Annotated in this window: 12 protein-coding genes; 9 read left to right on the forward strand and 3 right to left on the reverse strand. The window is 62.7% G+C overall.

All coding sequences use genetic code 11. The annotated features are described in order from the left end of the window. The first annotated feature begins 219 nt into the window (after positions 1–219). From fdhD to G7048_RS16555, 5 genes are all read left to right on the forward strand, one after another. Entirely contained in the window at positions 220–1,095 is an 876-nt protein-coding gene (fdhD, locus tag G7048_RS16535; RefSeq protein WP_166069192.1) for a formate dehydrogenase accessory sulfurtransferase FdhD, read from the forward strand. Positions 1,096–1,269: 174 nt separating this feature from the next. Continuing rightward, on the forward strand, positions 1,270–3,804 hold the full coding sequence (locus G7048_RS16540) for an ABC transporter permease (protein WP_166069193.1): 2,535 nt from the start codon (positions 1,270–1,272) through the stop codon (positions 3,802–3,804). A 63-nt stretch (positions 3,805–3,867) separates the two neighbouring features. Further along, the gene (locus tag G7048_RS16545; RefSeq protein ID WP_166069194.1) at positions 3,868–4,686 is read left to right on the forward strand and encodes a hypothetical protein; all 819 of its coding nucleotides are present in this window, start codon (positions 3,868–3,870) and stop codon (positions 4,684–4,686) included. Between the two features lie 89 nt (positions 4,687–4,775). Beyond that, on the forward strand, positions 4,776–5,180 hold the full coding sequence (locus G7048_RS16550; protein WP_166069195.1) for a group II truncated hemoglobin: 405 nt from the start codon (positions 4,776–4,778) through the stop codon (positions 5,178–5,180). Positions 5,181–5,394: 214 nt separating this feature from the next. After that, positions 5,395–7,449 carry a bifunctional 2',3'-cyclic-nucleotide 2'-phosphodiesterase/3'-nucleotidase gene (locus G7048_RS16555; RefSeq protein WP_166069196.1) on the forward strand — a complete coding sequence of 685 codons (2,055 nt, stop codon included), beginning with the start codon at positions 5,395–5,397 and terminating at the stop codon, positions 7,447–7,449. 346 nt (positions 7,450–7,795) lie between these two features. On the opposite strand, the gene G7048_RS16560 is transcribed toward G7048_RS16555, so the two are convergent. From G7048_RS16560 to radC, 3 genes are all read right to left on the reverse strand, one after another. After that, positions 7,796–9,952 (reverse strand): DUF6531 domain-containing protein, encoded by a 2,157-nt coding sequence (locus tag G7048_RS16560; protein WP_166069197.1) that lies wholly within the window; start codon positions 9,950–9,952, stop codon positions 7,796–7,798. A 156-nt stretch (positions 9,953–10,108) separates the two neighbouring features. Next, on the reverse strand, positions 10,109–10,774 hold the full coding sequence (locus tag G7048_RS16565; RefSeq protein WP_166069198.1) for a Smr/MutS family protein: 666 nt from the start codon (positions 10,772–10,774) through the stop codon (positions 10,109–10,111). A gap of 519 nt (positions 10,775–11,293) precedes the next feature. Further along, on the reverse strand, positions 11,294–12,052 hold the full coding sequence (gene radC, locus G7048_RS16570) for a DNA repair protein RadC (protein ID WP_166069199.1): 759 nt from the start codon (positions 12,050–12,052) through the stop codon (positions 11,294–11,296). A 78-nt stretch (positions 12,053–12,130) separates the two neighbouring features. Here radC and G7048_RS16575 point away from each other — a divergent pair, with 78 nt between their 5' ends. The 4 genes from G7048_RS16575 (at position 12,131) to serS (ending at position 16,627) form a co-directional block, all read left to right on the forward strand. After that, a complete protein-coding gene (locus tag G7048_RS16575; RefSeq protein ID WP_166069200.1) occupies positions 12,131–12,631 on the forward strand; it encodes a peptidylprolyl isomerase in 501 nt (166 codons plus the stop codon). 41 nt (positions 12,632–12,672) lie between these two features. Further along, positions 12,673–13,662 carry a 4-hydroxy-3-methylbut-2-enyl diphosphate reductase gene (gene ispH / locus G7048_RS16580; protein WP_166069201.1) on the forward strand — a complete coding sequence of 330 codons (990 nt, stop codon included), beginning with the start codon at positions 12,673–12,675 and terminating at the stop codon, positions 13,660–13,662. Between the two features lie 237 nt (positions 13,663–13,899). Further along, the gene (locus G7048_RS16585; protein ID WP_166069202.1) at positions 13,900–15,225 is read left to right on the forward strand and encodes a hemolysin family protein; all 1,326 of its coding nucleotides are present in this window, start codon (positions 13,900–13,902) and stop codon (positions 15,223–15,225) included. A 79-nt stretch (positions 15,226–15,304) separates the two neighbouring features. Continuing rightward, a complete protein-coding gene (gene serS / locus G7048_RS16590) occupies positions 15,305–16,627 on the forward strand; it encodes a serine--tRNA ligase (RefSeq protein ID WP_166069203.1) in 1,323 nt (440 codons plus the stop codon). The last annotated feature ends 2 nt before the right edge of the window (positions 16,628–16,629 follow it).

Raw genomic sequence — 16,629 nt, forward strand, 5'->3', positions numbered from 1 at the left:
AGCGCTGGAGGGCAAAACAACCGTTCGAAGCCACGATGGAGTGCTGTTTGCTGTCGTGCAGCAAAGCGTGAGTGCATGCTCGCTTTTGCGAGAGATGGCTGGATGCGCTGGACATCGTGGCTTTGTGACGAGTTGTGTTGATCTTACCTGCTGCTATCAAATCCCTCAATCGACGGGAGGTTGGGGATGCACTCTGTCGCACGCTGGTATCGTTGTGGTATGCAACACCCCGAGAGTTCTCCGGCAGGCGCCCAGACGGCCTGCCCCATGGCCGACATGCCCGGCACGACGCTGCCCTCACTGGTTCAGGTGCAGGCGCACCAATGGATTGCGGGCGCGAGCCAGGCGCAGCAGCTGTCGCGCGAGGTCTCGGCCGAGGTACCGGTGGCCATGGTTTTCAATGGCATTTCGCACGCCGTGATGATGGCAAGCCCCAGGGATTTGGTCGAGTTTGGTGTTGGTTTTGCGATCAGCGAAGGCATCGTGGAAAGCCCCGAGGATTGCCGCGATGTCGAAACCGAAGTGCACGGCGCGGGCACGCCCGACGCCAGTTGCGCGGTGCACATGGAGATCGCTTCGCGCCATTTCATGCGCTTGAAGGATCAACGCCGCACGCTCGCCGGACGCACCGGCTGCGGTGTGTGCGGCATCGACAGCATTCAGGCGCTCGATCTGCATCCCGAGCAGGTGCCCGTGCCGCATTGGCGCGAGCAGTTCGGCGTGGATGCGATCAATGCGGCGTTCTCGGCACTGTCTGCCAAGCAGGCGCTCAACGCGCGCTCGGGCTCGCTGCACGCCGCCGGTTGGGCAAAGCCCAACGGCACGCTCGAACATGTGATGGAAGACGTGGGCCGCCACAACGCGCTCGACAAACTCATCGGCAAACTGGCGCTGAACAAGGAACTGGGAACGCCCGGCTTCGTGGTCATGACCAGCCGCACAAGTTATGAACTGGTGCGCAAATGCGCGCGCGTGGGTATTCCCGCGTTGGCGACGATTTCTGCGCCCACATCGCTGGCGTTGCAATTGGCCGATGAAGCGGGCATGCAGCTTTGGGGCTTTTGCAGGCCGCCGTCTGCCGTTCGCTATGTTTAGAAATGACACCCCCTGAGTCGCTTCGCGCCTTCCCCCTCTCTCGCTTCGCGGGAGGGGGACACCCCCTTCGCTGCGGGGCGGCCCTTGCTCGGCGGTCGCTGGCTTCGGGCATCGCGGTAACGAGTGTTCGGCCCTTGGCGAGCAGGGCTGGCAATTATTTGGAATCTATGAGACATGAGTAATAGTCGGTCGATTTCTGCGTGGGCTCTGGGCTGGCGTACCCTGTGGCGCGATGTGCGTGCGGGCGAGCTGCGGCTGTTGATCGTTGCGGTGACCTTGGCGGTGGCCGCGCTCACGTCCGTGGGATTTTTCTCCGACCGACTGCAAAGCGGTCTGCAGCGCGATGCCCTGCAACTGCTCGGCGGCGATGTGGTGGTGGTGAGCGACAACGCCACGCCCGACGTGTTCGTGCGGGAGGCGCAGAAGCTGGGCCTGCGCGGCTCCTCGACCATGAGCTTTCCGACCATGGCGCGCGCGAGCGACGAACAGGGCGGTGAAAGCAAGTTGGTGGCGCTGAAAAGCGTCGATGCGGCCTATCCCCTGCGCGGCAATGTGCAGACCACGACGCAAACTTCGCAGGCAGGCGCGATCACCAAGGACATTCCCGCAGCGGGCGAGGCGTGGGTCGATGCGCCCCTGCTCGAATCGCTGGGCATTGCCGTGGGCGACCCGTTGCTGCTGGGCGACGCGAGCCTGAAGATCAGCCGCATCATTACGCTGGAGCCCGACCGTGGTGCGGGCTTCATGAGCTTTGCGCCGCGTGTGCTGATCAACACGCAGGATCTCAAGGCCACAGGTTTGGTGCAACCGGCCAGCCGCATCACCTACCGCTATGCCGTGGCCGGAGATGTGCCGCGCGCGGTGGAGCAGTTCAAGGACTTCGCCACGAAGCTGGTCGATGGGCACGAGGTGCGCGGCGTGCGCGTGGAGTCGCTCGACAGCGGTCGCCCCGAGATGCACCAGACGCTGGTGCGTGCGCAGAATTTCCTGAATCTGGTGGCGTTGCTCGCGGCCTTGCTTTCCGCCGTGGCGGTGGCCTTGGCGGCACGTGGATTCGCCAACGAGCATCTCGACGCATCGGCCATGCTGCGCGTGCTGGGCCAAAGCCAGCGCACCATCGCCTGGGCCTACGCCATCGAGTTCGCGCTGATCGGCCTGTTCGCCAGCCTGCTCGGCGTGGCGTTGGGCTTTGCGGTGCATTACGTTTTCGTGTGGATGTTCGCGGGGCTGGTGAATGCCGTGCTGCCCGCTGCCACGTTCTGGCCGGTGCTGTTTGGCTTGGGCGTGGGGCTGACGCTGATGTTCGCGTTCGGTCTGCCGCCTGTTCTGCAGCTCGCGCAAGTGCCACCGCTGCGGGTGATCCGCCGCGATCTGGGCACGTTCAAACCGGCATCGCTGTTGGTGCTGGGCTTGGGCATGCTGGGCTTTGCCGTGCTGCTGATGGCGGTGAGCCGTGATCTCACATTGGGCGGCATCGCGGTCGGTGGATTCGCCGCTGCGGTGGTGCTGTTCGCCGTGATGGCCTGGCTGGCAGTGAAGGCGCTGCGCCGCGTCGTCAACGAGGCCACCGCGCCGCGCTGGCTGGTGCTTGCCACAAGGCAGATTTCCGCACGGCCTGCGTATGCGGTGGTGCAGGTCAGCAGTCTGTCGGTGGGCCTGCTGGCGCTGGTGCTGCTGGTGTTGCTGCGCACCGATCTGATCAGCAGTTGGCAGAAGGCCACGCCGCCCGATGCGCCCAATCGCTTCGTGATCAACGTGCTGCCCGAGCAGGCCGAAGGATTCCAGCAGGCGCTGAAGACTGCGGGCGTGCAGAAGTTCGATTGGTATCCGATGATTCGCGGCCGTCTGGTGGCGGTGAACGGCAAGGAAGTCAGCCCGGACGATTATGCCGAAGACCGCGCCAAGCGGCTGGTCGATCGCGAGTTCAATCTCTCCAACGCGGCTGAGCCGCCAGAGCACAACATGATCGTCGGCGGTGCGTGGAAGGCCGAGGAGCCGGGCGCTTTGAGCGTCGAGGAAGGCATTGCGAAGACGTTGGGTTTGAAGCTGGGCGACACGCTGCGCTTTGACATCGGCGGTATCCAGAACGAGGCGAAGATCACCAGCCTGCGCAAGGTGGATTGGGCTTCGATGCGCGCGAACTTCTTCGTGATGTACCCCGTCGCGCATCTGCCCGATGTACCTGCAACCTATCTCGCGGCCTATCGCGCGCCCGACAAAGCGGGCTTTGACAACGCGCTGGTGCACGCGTTTCCCAACATCACCAACGTGGACATGAGCGCCACGCTCAAGCAGGTGCAGACCGTGCTGGGGCAGGTGATTCGCGCGGTGGAATTTCTGTTCGGCTTCACTCTGGCTGCCGGGCTGGTGGTGCTGTTCGCCGCTGTCACTGCCACGCGCGAGGAACGTGCTCGCGAGTTCGCCATCATGCGTGCCGTGGGCGCGCGGGCGCAGTTGCTCAGACAGGTGCAGCGCGCGGAATTGGCGGGCGTGGGGCTGCTGGCCGGGTTTCTGGCAAGCATCGTGGCGGTGGCCGTGGGTTGGGCGCTGGCGCGCTATGTGTTCGACTTCAGTTGGAACGCACCGCTGTGGGTGCCGCTGGCCGGGGCCGTGTGTGGCGCGTTGCTGGCGCTGGCGGCGGGCTGGTGGGGATTGCGCGAGGTGCTGCGCAGACCGGTGGTGGATACGCTCAGACGGGCGGCACAGTAAAAGTTTGCAAGGTGCTGCAGAGGGCCTGAGGCTCCGGTATGCTCACCCGCTGTGACTTTTCACATGACAGAAAAATTGACAGAGAACTATTCGGACCTGTTTGCCGAGACGCAACCGCTGGAGCAATCCCCGCAGCAACCCCATCCGCCTTCGCCAGAAACGCCCTTCGTGGCGGCGAAGCCGGTCTCCCTTTTGCGCTGGATGCTCGGGGGCCTGCGGGCGTCGTTTCTGATGCGCCCGCGCATGGCGCTGGACGCCATTCCCGGTCCGTGGCAACTCGCCTTTCTGGTGCTGTTCGCCAACGCGCTCGATGTGATCTTCGACTGGATCTCGCTAGACGGAGAGGTGCGCTTCAACTACCAGGGCTGGTTGGCGCAATGGAGCCTGTGCCTGTTCATGCTCTGGTTCGCCTGGGTTTTCATGCCGCGCAAGCGGATCGGTGCGGCTGCTGCCACTGGTCGCGTGGTCGCATGGTTTGCGCTGCAGTCGTGGGCGCTGGTGGTGCCGTTGCTGGTCTATTACGGCGTGATGTACTGGATCAAAGTGACCGATGACAGCGCCGTGCCGACCTGGCTCGACGACTTCTCGATGAGCCTGATCGCGACGCTCTGGATGTTCGCGGTGTTCAGCAAGCTTTCTCGCGTGTACTTCGAAGGCTGGATGCGTGCGCTGTTCATGACGCTGGTGGTGTTCACCATCACCGCCATGCTGTTTGCCACCGCCGATGCCGAAACCTGGCTGGCGGCAGACGACGACGCCTCGCAGGTCGAGGTGGTTCCGGGCGATGAGGAATCGGACGACGGTAGCGACGAGGGCGAGGATCTCTCCGAAGACAAGCTGCTGGAAGCCTCGCTGCAAGTTCCCTCCACACGGACGGCTTGAGCCACTTGCCGTTGCCGCCGCGAGAATGCGGGACAATCCCGGTTTCGCCTCCCTCCCATTGTTCCGAAACCTGATCGCCACGCACCGCCATGTCCGAAGAGTCCACCAGCCAGACCACCGCCCGCACGCCTTTTGAATGGATTGGCGGTGAAGACAAGGTGCATGCCTTGGTCACGCGCTTTTATGACCTGATGGATCTGGAGCCCGTCTACAAGGAGCTGCGTGCCGCCCATGGCCCGTCGCTGGAAGATGCGCGCCAGAAGCTGTTCTGGTTTCTCTGCGGCTGGCTCGGCGGCCCCGACTATTACCAGGAACGCTTTGGTCACCCGCGCCTGCGCATGCGGCATTTCCCGTTCGCCATCGGCATTCAGGAGCGCGACCAGTGGGTGGCCTGCATGAATCAGGCGATGGAAGAAACCGGCGTGCCCGATGACTTGCGCGAACGTCTGAATCAAAGTTTCATGGGCACTGCCGACTGGATGAGAAATCGGTAGTCACCTCCTGAGGCGCTTCGCGCCTTCCCCCTCTCTCGCTTTGCGGGAGGAGGACGCAGCCAGCGCGGCCCTTGCGCGGCTGCTGCTGGTCGTGACGATGGCGTAGGCCATGAGCAGATCGAGGCGAGCTGATTGCGCGCATGAAAACAACGTCATGCGCGTGTCAAATCCGCTGCACAGACTCAGGACTTTTGAATTTCAAGAGTTCCACACCATGTCGCATTTCACTGCGCGTTCCTTCCACACCCGTCGTCATGTTCTGGCGGTCGCTGCTGCAACTGTTGTGCTTGCTGCCTGCGGTGGCGGCGATGACGATGTCGATCCCAAGACCCAACCGGCGACTGCCAAGCTCGCGGTGCTGAGCACCACCGATCTGCACTTCAACGTGCGCAGCTACGACTACTTCAAGCTCGCTGAGGACAAGAGCTACGGCTTCGAGCGCACGGCCACGCTGGTTCGCAATGCGCGCAAGGAGTTTGCGAACACGCTGCTGGTGGACAACGGCGACACGATTCAGGGCACGGCCATCGCGGATTACGAAGCGGTGGTGAAGACGATTCCGTGCACGCAGCAACTGTCGATGTACAAGGCCATGGGCGCGTTGGCGTTCGATGCGGGCACGCTCGGCAATCACGAGTTCAACTACGGCCTGCCATTCCTGAATCAGGTGCTTGGCGGTGGCATGGATGTCGATGGCGTCGATGCGAAGCTCAAGTGCGCGGGCAATGGGTATGCGACCGTGCTGGCCAACGTCTACAGCAACAAGAGCAAGAAGCCGCTGGTGCAGCCCTATGCGATGCTGGAGCGCACGGTGGTCGCCAAGAGCAGCGATGGCAAGGAGGTGAAGCTGCCGCTCAAGATCGGCGTGATTGGCTTCACCACGCCGGGCATCATGAACTGGGACAAGCGTTATCTGGAAGGCAAGGTCTACACGCAAGGCGCGGTGGAAGCGGCGCAGCAGTACATCCCCGAGTTGCGCAAGAACGGCGCGCAGATCGTGGTCGCGCTGCTGCACGGCGGCATGGACGCGAGCACCTATTCGCCAACGATGGAAAACCCCGGTCTGCATCTCTCCAAGGTCGCGGGCATCGACGCGCTGGTGATGGGCCATCAGCACGGCATCTTCCCTGACACGGCGGCCACGCCCGCGTTCACTCAGGCTGGTGTGGACAACAAGGCAGGCACGGTCAACGGCGTGCCTGCGGTGATGGCAAGCTCCTGGGGCAAGGCGCTGGGCGTGATCCAGTTGTCGCTCCAATGGGATGGCAAGGCCTGGAGCGTGGACAAGTCGGGCAGCAAGAGCGAATTGCGCAACATCCAGACCGGCAAGGACGCTGCGGGCAAGGCCATTTATGTCGACGCCGATCCGGCGATTGCACCGCTGATCGAGCCACAGCATCAGGCCGCGATCACGTATGTGAAGACGCCGATCGGAACGACTGATTTCCGCATGAGCACGCTGTTTGCCGATGTGGGCGATCCGGGCGCGATTCAAATCGTGAATCAGGCGCAGCGCGACTATGTCGCCTCGTACATCCAGGCCAACATGCCGCAGTACAAGGACCTGCCGGTGCTCTCTGTGAGCGCACCGTTCAAGTCGGGCTTTCAGGGCGCGGCGGACTACACGGACGTGGCGGCGGGCTCGCTGTCGATTTCGAGCGCGGCCGATCTGTATCTCTATCCGAACACGGTCTACGCGGTGAAGGTCAATGGCGGCGACATCAAGGATTGGCTGGAAGCGGCGGCCCAGCGCTTCAATCAGATCGATCCGGCCAAGACCGGCGAGCAGCAGCTCATCAGCACTTTCCCCGGCTACAACTTCGACATGTTCACCACGGCCGATGTGCAGTACGAGATCGATGTGACGCAGGCCAAGGGTAGCCGCATCAAGAACCTCACCTATCTCGGCAAGCCGATTGACGCCGCGAAGGAATTCGTGATCGCCACCAACAACTACCGCGCGACCAGCGGCAAGAGCTTCATCCCCAAGCTCGACGGCTCGGCCACGATCTGGGCGTCGCCCGATGCGAACCGCGATGTGGTGATCGAGTATGTGAAGAAGAATGCCAGCGTCACGCGCGCCAGCAATGGCAATGCCAAGAGCTGGAAGTTCACGCAGGTGAAGACGGCTGGCGATGTGGTGTTCAGTTCGGGGCCGGGTGCGTTGGCGGTGGCGCAGGCGGCGGGGCTGGCGAATGTCACGTTGCTGGCAGCCGATGATGGTTCAGGAAAAGGAACTTCCAAGTACAAGCTCGATTTGTCCAAATGAACTTCTTGGTGTGGTCGCTCGTGCGGAGCTGACGATATGGCCCCTCATGCGTTGTTGCAGAAGCCTTGCCAAGGGCAACTTGTCTTGGATGTCCCCGCGCATCGCATCCGTGATTCTGGCGATCTGCGGCGTTGCAGAGCCTCGCAATAGCGGTGCTATTGCTGCGTTCTGCGCCTTGCAGCTCATCCAGAATCACGGCGCGCTGCATCGGGGTCACCCAAGACAAGTTGCCCAGCGTACTGTCTGCGGCTTCGCGCCTAGCCTGAGGGGCCATCTCGTCATTGTGGTGTGTGATTCCGGCATCGCGACCACTGCCTGTCTTGCTGTTTGAATACCGGAATCATGTTCATGGTTGTAGCGACTCTTCGTGTTTGGGGAGTCGCTTTTCTTTCATGTCTTCGGTGTGGCGTTGCGGCGCTTTGAGCGGACCGATTTTGGTGGGATCGAACAGTTCGCCTGCGGTGTTGTAGCGGAAGGTCTTGACGCTGCCGTCTGCGTTGGTCTGCTCGACGATGCGATCCATGGTGTCGTAGGCGAAGCGCAGTGTGCCGCCTTTCTTGCCGGTGATGGCGATGAGTCGGCCTGCTGCGTCGTAGCGGTATTCGATGCGGTGGCCGGACAGTTGTTGCAGCAGCACGCGGCCTTGGGCATCGCGTTCGATGAGCAGGTTGTTTTCGCTCGCCGTGTCGCGCTGGTTGATCAGGTCGCCTGCCAGGTTGTATTGCCAGGTCGTTGGCTGTTGGGTGCCGATTCTGCGGTCGACCCGGCGGCCATGGTTGTCGCGGATGATGCGCGTGGCCTGGGTTGCGGGTTGGCCCTCGACATGCTGGTGAGTCAGCCCGCCCCAGCGGTCGTGCTCGAAGCGCGTGGTCTGGCCGTGGATGTCGGTGAAGCTGGCGAGCAGTCCTTCGGCGGTCCATTGCAGGTGCAGCTTGTCGCCGCGCGCGTCTTCGATCAGGCTGGGCAGATGGGTTTCGTCGTGCGCGTAGCGCAGGCGCGTGGTGCGTGTGGCGGTGCCTGTAGCTGCGACGAGTCGGCCGATCAGGTCGTACTGGTAGCGGAATTCCTCGCCGTCCGCGAGCGTGATGCGCACCAACTGGCCCTGCGCGTTGTAGACCATCCGCCGCTCTTTGCCGCCGTGCTCGTGTACGGAGAGCAGCAGCCCGCTGACTTCGTCGCGTTCGTATTGGACGGTGCGGCCGAGCGCATCGGTGCTTGCGATCAGATGGCCATTCAGGTCGAACTTGCGGCTCACACTGCTGCTGTCGGCACGTTTGATGCGCACGGCTTGGTGCGTGTCGCCGATCTTCGCGAACTGGATGGTCTGCTGGCGGCCCAGGCTGTCGGTGATGCTCGTGGTGTGCTGATCGTCGTACTGGAATCTCAGCTTGAGACCGCCCGCCGTGCGCTGCTCGACGACGCGACCTTCGTTGTCGTAGTCGAACGCGACGTCCGCACGATCAGCGCGCGCATGCACCGCGATGCGTCCGGGCTGCAGGTCGTCGTAGACAAAGCGGTGCTCCAGCGTTTCGCTGCGGCTGTAGACGCCCGCGAGTTCGCCGCGCATGGTGTATTCGTAGCGCACGACGGCGGGCTGATGCGGCTTGGTTGGATGGGGTTCCTGCACATGGGCGTCGCTGATGATGTGCACGCCCAGCAGACGCCAGCCGAGGTCGGTGCCCCAGCCGTCGGAATTTGTCTTGCGCACGAGTTGCGGAAAGTATTTGAGCTCCAGCCGAAACTGCCTGCCCGAGCTGTCTTCGGCCACCGTGGCAAGACCCGTGTGCGGATCGTGGCCGAAGCGCAGCATGCGGCCAAAGCGGTCACGAATCATCCGCAGCGGCAGGCGCTGACCGGGTGCCAGCGGCAGCTCGCGGTGCGGTCCGAAAATCCACCATGGCCCCAGCGCGTGGTGGGCGATGAAGAAGAAGTTGTCGCGGCGGCGGTCGCCCGCATGCAGGCTGCGCCAGAGCATGCGCAGCGCAGCGGCTGGATGGCGCGAGCCGGTTTCAAGCTGCTCGCTGCCACCGCGCACCACCCAGAGCCCGTGTTCGGCGCTGTAAGTCATTTCGCCCGGTGCGAGCACGGGCAGCGGCACATGGCGTGCGGGGCCGTTGTGCAGCGTGAGGCCTTCGTCATGCAGACTGAGCGATGCCTCGTGCGGCAACCACCAGCCGGGGCCGAGCAGGCCCACGGGCGGGCGCGGTTTGCTCGCCGCGTCACTTTTCTTTGGGTTGCCAATCTGGTCATCATCCACGCTGTGCTGGCTGGAGTAGCTGCGCGAGATGGTGAGCGGCATGGGGTCGGGCAGGCACAGGTCGAGCTGGTGGTCGAGGACTTTTGCGCCGGACGACAGATCGACTTCGGCACACTCTTTCAGAAAAAACGGGTTGGTGGTTTCGCTGCGAAAGCGCCGTGATTGCAACGCCTGCTGGAGCAGCAGCTCCATCGGATCGCACCAGAGGTTGCGTGCCGTGAAGGCCGGGTGGTGATGGTTCGCCATGAGTCTTTTCTCCCTCTCGATGTGTTTTTGTCGGTACTTCAAACGCGAGCGCAGATGGTCGCGCGAGCGGACAAAAACGAGGGAGGGATTGGCTCAATGACTCATGAATCCACACTCACTGTGACACCTTCTCGATGTCGGTTACGCGAGGTTGGCTCAGGTGCCTATCCGGCGCTGCGAAGGTTGCAACAGCACGACGAGCGCGCCCGCACCGCCCTCGGCGGGACGGGCCTGCACGAAGGCCAGTACCTCTTTTTTCTGCACCAGCCAGCTTTGCACTTTGCCCTTGAGCACGGGCGTCTTGCCGGGCGAGCCGAGGCCCTTGCCATGCACCACGCGCACACAGCGGATGCCGGTGCGAAACGAGAGGCGGATGAATTCGCCCAGCGCCTCGCGCGCCTCGTCGGTGCGCAGACCGTGCAGATCGAGCTGGCGCTGAATGCTCCAGTGCCCGGCGCGCAGCTTGCGCGTCACGTCGGGGCCGATGCCGGGGCGGCGAAAGCTCAGTTGGTCGTCGGTGTCGAGCAGGGTGCTCACATCGAACGCATCGCTCAGCGATTCGCGCAGCACGCGCTGTTCATCGAGTTCGCGTTGCACCGGCAGGGGCTCGGGCGGCTCGGGGGTGTACCACATGCGATCGCTTTGCCCGCGCAGTGCCTTGACGTTGCCTATCGCGTCGCGAAAGAGATTCTGTTCCCGCTGGGCCTTGCGCTGCGCCTCGGCCAGCACGCGCTTGCGTTCAGCCTCGCGCTCGGCTGCCTCTGCAATGGCTTTGCGCAAGGAGTGGAGATCGGAGAGGGAACGGATTTTGATGTCTGACATGGCACGGGCGGGAACAATAGCGTTTGTACCGCATGCGGGGGGCTTCTTGGGAAGAAGGGCTTAAGAACTTCTTGGCTTGCTGGTTTTTTTGTTTTTGGTGCTGTTTTGAGGCTTGCTGGCCGGGTCTCGCCCCGGCGGGCGAGTAACTTTTCGCTGGCGCGCGAAAAGTCACCAAAAGCGCGCTGGAATTCGGGGGCACGCGGCAGAACTCAGCTTCGCGCCGTAGGCGCTTCGTTCGGGCAACCGCCGCGAGTCAGATTTTTCATAAGAGGTGTGATTCGGCACTTCGCGTTGCTCGTGCTGGTTCATCTCGCGACCTCGCGAGATGTTGGTGGGCGAGATTTGCGAGCGTTTTTGTGCTTGGGTATTGCGCTTGATTTGTCGCACTTTTTCGTTGATCGCGCGGACTGGCTGCTTGGTCTTGCTCCCTCTCCTGCTTGCGGGAGAGGGCTGGGGTGAGGGCGCATTGGCACGGGCGAAGCGATGTGCCGGATCACTTCGGGCGAGTTCCCGTACGCTTCAGATCTGCCCTTCCTCCGCCAAGGAGAGGGCTGCGCCGGGGGCGACGATGAAATGGTCCAGCACGCGCACATCGACCAGTGCGAGGGCTGCTTTGAGGTTTTGGGTGAGCTGGATGTCCGACTGGCTGGGCTGGATGTTTCCGCTCGGGTGGTTGTGGGCGAGGATGGTGGCGGCGCAGTGGTGGTGCAGGGCGCGGATGACGACTTCGCGGGGGTAGACGCTGGTTTGTGTGAGCGTGCCGCGAAAGAGTTCTTCCATGGCGATCAGTTGGTTTTGGCTGTCGAGGAACAGGACGGCGAAGACTTCGTGGCTTTTGGCTGCCAGGTGCAGTTGGAGGAAATGCCGGACGGTTTGAGGCGAGTCAAAGACCGTGCCTCGGCTCAGTTGCTCGGCCATGGCGCGGCGGGCGAGTTCGAGGACGGCCATCAGCTCGGCGCGTTTGGCGGGGCCGAGGCCCTTGATTTGCTGGAGATCGCTGCTGCTGGCGTGCAGAAGGCTGGAGATGCCGTCAAATCCTGTGGTCTGTGCCCGAATGGGGTTGGCTTCGGTTTCGGCGACTCCGGGGGCTGCATTGACCGTACTGGCGACATTGGCGTTGGGGCTGATCAGTTCCTCGGCCAGTTGCAGAACGCCTTTTCCCTTGATGCCGGTGCGCAGCAGGATGGCCAGCAACTCCGCGTCACTCAAGGCCTGCGGGCCGCGGGCGAGGAGTTTTTCTCGGGGGCGGGAGTCGGCGGGCAGGTCTTTGAGGGGCATGTCAATACGGCTTTCGCAAGCTCTCTCATAAGGGAATCCCCGATTTTTTACAATGGCGGCTGTTTTGCGAGGCCATTCATGTCAAGTTCCACTTCCGTTGCTGCTTCTGTTTCCGATTCAAACGACTCCGCCGTGCCTGTCGTGCAACCCGGCTCTTTTCTCACGTTGCACTATCGTCTGGCGGGTCCGGCCGGTGATGTGATCAACACCTTCGGGGGGCTGCCTGCCACGCTGTCGCTGGGCACGGGCGAGCTGGCGCCGGCGGTGGAAGGGCGTCTGCTGGGCATGGCCGAAGGCACGCGCGCGACGTTCGAGCTGCCCGCAGGTGCCGCATTCGGCGAGCGCAACCCCGACATGCAGCAGTGGCTGGCGCGCAAGGCGCTCAACGAACTGGGCGATCCGATGGAGCAGTACACCATCGGCGACGTGGTGCAGTTCCCCACTCCGGATGGCTCAGGCACGTTCGCGGGCACGGTGCTGCAGGTGCGTGAAGGCGACGGCGCGGTGCTGTTCGACTTCAGCCACCCGCTGGCCGGACTGCCTGTGACCTTCGAAGTGCAGCTGATCGGCGTGCTTTGAACCTGAAATAACAAGACATCCACGAAGACAAAAACGACCCCATGCAAAAACCCCAGGAAATCGTTCTCGCCGAGCCACGTGGCTTCTGTGCCGGAGTGGATCGCGCGATCGAGATCGTCGAGAAAGCGCTGCAGAAGTTTGGCCGTCCGATCTACGTGCGCCATGAAATCGTGCACAACACTTATGTGGTGAACGATCTGAAAAACAAGGGCGCGATCTTCATCGAGGATCTGAACGAGGTGCCTGCGGGTGCGACGCTGGTGTTCAGCGCACATGGCGTCTCCAAGGCCGTGCAGCGCGAGGCCGAGGCGCGTGGTTTCCAGATCTTCGACGCCACCTGTCCTCTGGTGACCAAGGTGCATGTCGAGGTCGCCAAGCTCGCCAAGGAAGGCTACGAGTTCATCATGATCGGCCACAAGGGCCACCCGGAAGTCGAAGGCACGATGGGCCAGCTCTCCGAAGGCATTCACCTTGTGGAAGATGTCGAGGACGTGGCCACGGTGCAGCCGGGTCAGACCGAGCGTTTGGCCGTGGTCACGCAGACCACCTTGAGCGTGGATGACGCGGCCGCCATCACCGCTGCCGTGCGTGTGCGTTTCCCGTCGATTCGCGAGCCCAAGCAGCAGGATATCTGTTACGCCACCCAGAACCGCCAGGACGCCGTGAAGGTGCTCAGCGGTCAGGTCGATCTGGTGATCGTCGTGGGCAGCCCGACCAGTTCCAACAGCAACCGCCTGCGCGAGCTGGCGGCGCGACTGGGCACGCCGGCCTACATGATCGACAGCGCGGAAGAACTCCAGCACGAGTGGTTCGACGGCATCGCTCGCGTGGGCCTCACAGCGGGTGCTTCGGCCCCGGAAGTGCTGGTCAAGGACGTGATCTCGCGCATCAAGGAACTGGGCGCGACCTCGGTTCGCAAGATGGATGGCGTGGAAGAAACGCTCAAATTCCCGCTGCCCAAGGGCCTCAGGATCGATGCTGCCACGGGTCTGGAAATTGAAGTGCGCAAGGCGCCGGAGACGGGTGGCTGAAGCGACCGGGCGGCTTTCTGCGTGTGACGGAAGCAGTATTTTGCTATTTTAAAAGGAGCAATGAACATCGACGAGGTGTAGGATTGCTCCGCATTTTCATGAAATATTCATCATCCCGCCCGCAACGCACACTATGATGTCCGTAGCGCGCGCCGGGTACTGATTCAGCCTGTTTCGGCGCAAGTCCCTACAATTCGTGCTTCATTACACCGTGGGAGCGCATCGGGCTCCCTCATCATGGAAATAGCAATACTGTTCGCCCTCATCCTGCTCAATGGCTTGTTTGCCATGTCCGAGCTGGCCTTGGTTTCTGCGCGTAAGGCGCGTCTGCAAAAACTCATCGATGAGGGCGATAGCGGCGCAAAGGCAGCCGTCAAGCTGGGTGAAGATCCCACGCGTTTTCTCTCCACCATCCAGATCGGCATCACCTCGATCGGCGTGCTCAACGGTATCGTCGGCGAGTCGGCGCTGGCTGCGCCGCTGGGTGTGCATCTCGTTCAATGGGGCATGGACGCCAAGATGGCGGGCTATGTCTCGACCGGTCTGGTCGTGGTGCTGATCACCTATTTCTCCATCGTCATCGGCGAGCTGGTGCCCAAGCGTCTGGGGCAGAGCTATCCCGAAACGCTGGCCCGCATCGTCGCGCGCCCCATCAACTGGTTGGCGATTGCGACCAAGCCGTTTGTCAAGCTGCTGGCCGGTTCGACCGAGGGCCTGCTGCGCGCGCTGGGGGTGAAGGAAGGCGCGAACAGCGCGGTGACCGAAGATGAAATCCACGCCGTGCTGGCCGAAGGCACAAGCGCTGGCGTGATCGAAACCCACGAGCACGAAATGGTGCGCAATGTGTTCCGTCTGGATGACCGTCAGATCGGCTCGCTGATGCTGCCGCGTGGCGATGTGGTGTATCTCGACGTCGAAGATTCGTTCGAAGCCAACTTGAAGCTGGTGGAAGAGTCCGACCACGCGCGCTTTCCGGTCGTTCGCGGCAGCATGGAAAACGTGCTCGGCGTGATCAACGCCCGCCAGTGGCTGGCCCGTGCGGTGCGCGATCCGGCCGCGCGCGATCTGGTCGAGCAGCCGCTCAAGCCCGCGCTGTATGTGCCAGAAACCATCAACGGTCTGGAACTGCTCGACGAGTTCCGCCTGTCCGACGTGCAGATGGCCTTCGTCATCGACGAGTACGGCGAAGTGCAGGGCATCGTCACGCTGCAGGATCTGATCGAGGCCATCACCGGTGAATTCCAGCCGCGCGACCCCGAAACCTCGTGGGCCGTGCAGCGCGACGACGGCAGTTGGCTGCTCGACGGTCACATCCCCGTGCCGGAGCTCAAGGACCGCTTGAATCTGGCGAGCGTCCCCGAGGAAGACCGCGGCCGCTATCACACGCTCAGCGGCATGCTGATGTTCCTGACCGGCAAGCTCCCCGCCGAGACCGATGCCGTGCAGTGGGAAAACTGGCGCTTCGAAGTGATCGACATGGACGGCAAGACCATCGACAAGGTGCTCGCCACCCGTCTGCCCGAGCCGGAGATCGATCTGTCGGCGGAGTCGGTCTCGAACTGATCAACCCTTGCCCATTTGAAAAGCGCGCCAAGACCCGGCGCGCGGCAGTTCTGCTTCGGCAGATTAAAATCCCGTCCCTATGCTAGACATCCTCCTCCTTCGCAAAGACCTCGACTCGGTCGTCGCACGCCTCGAGACCCGCAAAAAGCCACAGGCATTCCTGAATGTGGATGCGTTCAAGTCCCTGGAATCCGAACGCAAGACCATTCAGCAACGCACGGAGGAGCTGCAGTCCAAGCGCAACACCCTGTCCAAGCAAGTGGGCATGCTGATGGGCAAGGGCGAGAAGGACGCAGCCGAGGCCGCCAAGGCCGAAGTGGCTGCGCTCAAGGGCGAGCTGGAATCGTCGGCCACGCGCTTGGAGCAGATCCAGACGGAAATGCTGGGCATGCTGCAGCAGGTGCCGAATCTGCCGCACGAGAGCGTGCCTGTCGGTGCCGATGAGCATGCGAACGTGGAAGTGCGCCAATGGGGCACGCCGCGCGAGTTCGACTTTGCGGTGAATGACCACGTGGACGTCGGCACGCCGCTGGGCCTCGACTTCGACATGGGCGTGAAGCTCTCCGGCGCGCGTTTCACCGTGATGAAGGGCGGCATCGCCCGTCTGCACCGTGCGCTTGCCCAGTTCATGCTGGACCTGCAGACCAGCGAGCACGGCTACACCGAATGCTATGTGCCTTACGCGGTGAACACCGATTCGCTGCGCGGCACCGGCCAGTTGCCCAAGTTCGAAGGCGATCTGTTCGCTGCCAAGAAGGGCGGTCAGGACGGCGAGCCCGTGCCGGACAACACGGCGCTGTATCTGATTCCGACCAGCGAAGTGCCGCTCACCAACTTCATGCGCGATGTGATCGTCACCGAAGCCGAGCTGCCGATTCGCCTGACCGCGCACACGCCGTGCTTTCGCTCCGAAGCGGGCAGCTACGGTCGCGACACGCGCGGCATGATTCGCCAGCACCAGTTCGACAAGGTCGAGATGGTGCAGATCGTGCACCCCGAAAAGAGCTACGAAGCGCTGGAAGAGATGACCGGCCACGCCGAAACCGTGCTGCAGAAGCTCGGCCTGCCTTACCGCGTGATGTCGCTGTGCACAGGCGACATGGGCTTTGGCGCTGCCAAGACCTATGACCTCGAAGTGTGGCTGCCCGGCCAGAGCGCGTACCGCGAAATCAGCTCGATCTCCAACTGCGAAGCCTTCCAGGCGCGCCGCATGCAGGCACGCTTCAAGAACGCTGCCGGCAAGAACGAACTGGTGCACACGCTCAACGGTTCCGGCCTCGCCGTGGGCCGCACGCTGGTGGCCGTGCTGGAGAACTACCAGAACGCCGACGGGTCGGTGACCATCCCTGAAGTGCTGCGTCCCTACATGGGCGGCCTTGCGGTGCTGACCCCACAAAAATAATT

Origin of the sequence: Diaphorobacter sp. HDW4B (assembly GCF_011305535.1) — a bacterium.
Taxonomy (GTDB): Bacteria; Pseudomonadota; Gammaproteobacteria; order Burkholderiales; family Burkholderiaceae_C; genus Diaphorobacter_A.

Excerpts from the sequence above, each read along its gene's own strand:
- G7048_RS16555 (WP_166069196.1), top strand. The coding sequence starts at position 5,395 with ATGTCGCATTTCACTGCGCGTTCCTTCCACACCCGTCGTCATGTTCTG.
- G7048_RS16545 (WP_166069194.1), top strand. The coding sequence starts at position 3,868 with ATGACAGAAAAATTGACAGAGAACTATTCGGACCTGTTTGCCGAGACG.
- ispH (WP_166069201.1), top strand. The coding sequence starts at position 12,673 with ATGCAAAAACCCCAGGAAATCGTTCTCGCCGAGCCACGTGGCTTCTGT.
- G7048_RS16565 (WP_166069198.1), bottom strand. The coding sequence starts at position 10,774 with ATGTCAGACATCAAAATCCGTTCCCTCTCCGATCTCCACTCCTTGCGC.
- G7048_RS16550 (WP_166069195.1), top strand. The coding sequence starts at position 4,776 with ATGTCCGAAGAGTCCACCAGCCAGACCACCGCCCGCACGCCTTTTGAA.
- fdhD (WP_166069192.1), top strand. The coding sequence starts at position 220 with ATGCAACACCCCGAGAGTTCTCCGGCAGGCGCCCAGACGGCCTGCCCC.
- G7048_RS16560 (WP_166069197.1), bottom strand. The coding sequence starts at position 9,952 with ATGGCGAACCATCACCACCCGGCCTTCACGGCACGCAACCTCTGGTGC.
- G7048_RS16585 (WP_166069202.1), top strand. The coding sequence starts at position 13,900 with ATGGAAATAGCAATACTGTTCGCCCTCATCCTGCTCAATGGCTTGTTT.
- G7048_RS16575 (WP_166069200.1), top strand. The coding sequence starts at position 12,131 with ATGTCAAGTTCCACTTCCGTTGCTGCTTCTGTTTCCGATTCAAACGAC.
- serS (WP_166069203.1), top strand. The coding sequence starts at position 15,305 with ATGCTAGACATCCTCCTCCTTCGCAAAGACCTCGACTCGGTCGTCGCA.
- G7048_RS16540 (WP_166069193.1), top strand. The coding sequence starts at position 1,270 with ATGAGTAATAGTCGGTCGATTTCTGCGTGGGCTCTGGGCTGGCGTACC.
- radC (WP_166069199.1), bottom strand. The coding sequence starts at position 12,052 with ATGCCCCTCAAAGACCTGCCCGCCGACTCCCGCCCCCGAGAAAAACTC.